This is a genomic window from Streptomyces sp. NPDC007162 (assembly GCF_040634175.1).
In the GTDB taxonomy this organism is placed as follows: Bacteria; Actinomycetota; Actinomycetes; order Streptomycetales; family Streptomycetaceae; genus Streptomyces.
The window spans coordinates 1-2,497 of record NZ_JBEYFC010000848.1; the positions used below are offsets into that span (position 1 = coordinate 1).

At 72.1% G+C, this 2,497-nt stretch carries 1 protein-coding gene and 1 pseudogene; both read left to right on the forward strand.

All coding sequences use genetic code 11. The features are described from left to right. Window positions 1-129: 129 nt before the first annotated feature. Window positions 130-1,092 carry an AraC family transcriptional regulator gene (locus ABZ646_RS44850; RefSeq protein WP_360533057.1) on the forward strand — a complete coding sequence of 321 codons (963 nt, stop codon included), beginning with the start codon at window positions 130-132 and terminating at the stop codon, window positions 1,090-1,092. A 455-nt stretch (window positions 1,093-1,547) separates the two neighbouring features. After that, window positions 1,548-2,497 (forward strand): annotated as a pseudogene (locus tag ABZ646_RS44855) (hydrolase); the annotation flags it as partial.

Here is a 2,497-nt window from a genome sequence, read left to right on the forward strand (position 1 = left end):
GGCGAAGCCGTCCTCCTCGAACTGCCGCAGGATGGTGGTGTCGTTGCCCGTGACTGTCATGACCGTCCTCCTCGTTCGACTGCCCGGGGGCTGTCACGCTAGGCGGACGCACCGGGGGAGAGGATGTCCATGAACGCTGAGGACTTGCCCAAAACCGCTGTCCCGGCCCCGCCACCGGGCATGGTCGTCACCGGCCGCTACCACCAGGGGACCGGGTACCGAATCAACCGTCCGCAGGGGTCGCCCAGTTGGCTGCTCATCTGGACCACGGACGGCGGGGGCCTGATCCGGCAGGGAGCCGCCCGGACCCGGGCCCGCCCCGGCGACCTGGTCGTCCTCGCGCCCGGCAGCCCGCACGGCTACACGGTCGACCCCGGCGCCGGCCGCTGGGGCTTCTGGTGGACCCACTGCCCGGCCCGCCCCGCCTGGGTCCAGTCGCTGGGACCGTGCGCCCGCGGCGACGGCCTGTACGCCGTCACCGCCCCGGACGGCACGCACTCCCGTATCGAAGCGGCCTTCCGGCGCATACTCGCCGACTCCCGCTGGACCGGCACCGGCGCACCACCCGAAGGGGGCGAGGCCATGGCGTTTCCTCCGGCGGAGGATCGCGCATCCGCAGTGGGGCCTGTCGGCTCGGTCGAGTCGGGTGCGGCGCATGTCGCTGTCGCCCACGGGAGTGCCGCGCGTGAGCTTGTTCTGTGTTCGCTCGAGGAGGTCGTGCTGCTCGCGGCGGCCGGGGCGCGCCGGGCGTCGGTCGGTCCGGGTGACCGGGACGCGCGGGTGCGGCGCGCCGAGGAGTTGATCGCCGCCGACCCGGGTGCCCCGCACACCGTCGGCACGCTCGCCGCGCGTGTCGCGTTGTCGCCGTCCCGGTTCGCCCACCTCTTCACCCGGCAGACCGGGATGCCCCCGATGCGCGCGTTGCGCGAGGCGCGGCTGCGACACGCCGCCCGCCTGCTGGAGAGCACCGACCTCACGGTCGAGCGGATCGCCGCCGCGTCCGGATTTCCCAGCCCGTTCCACTTCAACCGGGTTTTCCGCGAAAGCTACGGTGTCCCGCCCGGCGCCTACCGCTCCGGCGAACGCCCCTGAATCCGCCGGTCATTGGTTCATGAAGGCCGAAGGGCGGACGGATGACGCAGGTCGGGCCGTGTTCCAATGGTTGCACTCGTGGCCGCGACGGCCGGCTGTGAATCCCCGTGGCAATTTCGGGGCCGATACGGCGGCAGGGCTCCAACTCGCTCATTGACGATTCGTCAATTCGGCGCGCGGTCAGGGCATTGCGCAAAACCCGGAGATCCCTTGTTCTGTGCTGCTGGCCTGTGCAAAGGTGTGCCGTGTCGGCATGCGGACACTTATTTGCACTCTGCATGCGCGAGGCCGCTCCCGTTCGCCCCCCACGCTTCAAAAGAGCTGCCGACGGCGGACATGCGAGTCCGAACCCCCTTAACAGGCCCGTCCGGTCATGCTGTCGGCCGGGCCGTGTGCCGGTCGCATACCCGACGGTATGGACCGCATCCCGCGTTGCGTCTGGAAGGAATGCAGCCGTGAATGACGCAGGCCTGGGGAATTCCCCTTCCCCCGCCCGGCCGTTCGACGTCACCGACGAGCAGCTCAGCTCCGAGCTGAAGCAGTGGACCGGTACCGCGCCCGCCCTGCACCCCGTCGGTGAACTCCTCGACCGGCACTGGGAAGCGGCCTTCGCCTACGCCCGTCTGTGCACCGACGGGACGCGCGGCGCGGGAATGCTCACCACCGCCGCGTTCACCCGGCTCTTCGGCGAGTCCCTGCGCCAGGCCGGCCCCACCGCCGCCTGGCGTCCCCAACTGCTGGTGACGGTCCGCCGCATCGCCGCCGAATGGGACAACGACGGCCGTGGCGAACTCCTGCACCCCGAACTGCGCGCGGGCACCGGCGAGCGGGCCGCCGCCCGGCTGCTCCCGCCCGCGAACCGGCGGCTGCTCTCCCGTGCCTTCCAGCGCCTGACCCAGTCCTCCCGGGCCGTGCTGTGGCACACCGAGGTCGAGTCGGAACCACTGTCGACGCCCGCCGCACTGCTGGGCCTCGACGAGCAGGACGCGCGGGTCGAGCTGCGCCGGGCCCGTGAGCGACTGCGCGAGGAGTGCCTCCAGGTGCACCGCGAACTCGCCCACGAGGACGAGTGCCAGCTTTACGTCCGGATGATCGACGTGACCTTCCGGCGCGGCGGGACGGATGTCGACCGGGACCTCCAGCAGCACCTGAACGGCTGCAGGCACTGCCGTTACACCGCCGACCAGCTCCACCAGTTCAACGGCGGCCTCGGCCTCGCCCTGGCGGAGGCCGTGCTCGGCTGGGGGGCCCGCGGCTACCTGGAGTCCCGGGCCCGCGTCACCGGGGAGGCCGCCGAACCGGCGCCCGTACCCGAGGACGCCTTCGCGGGCGGCGAGGCCTTCGCCCCCGCGACGGCCGCCGGCAAGGACCTGGTGGTGCCGCGAACCGGTCCCGCGCCGTCAAC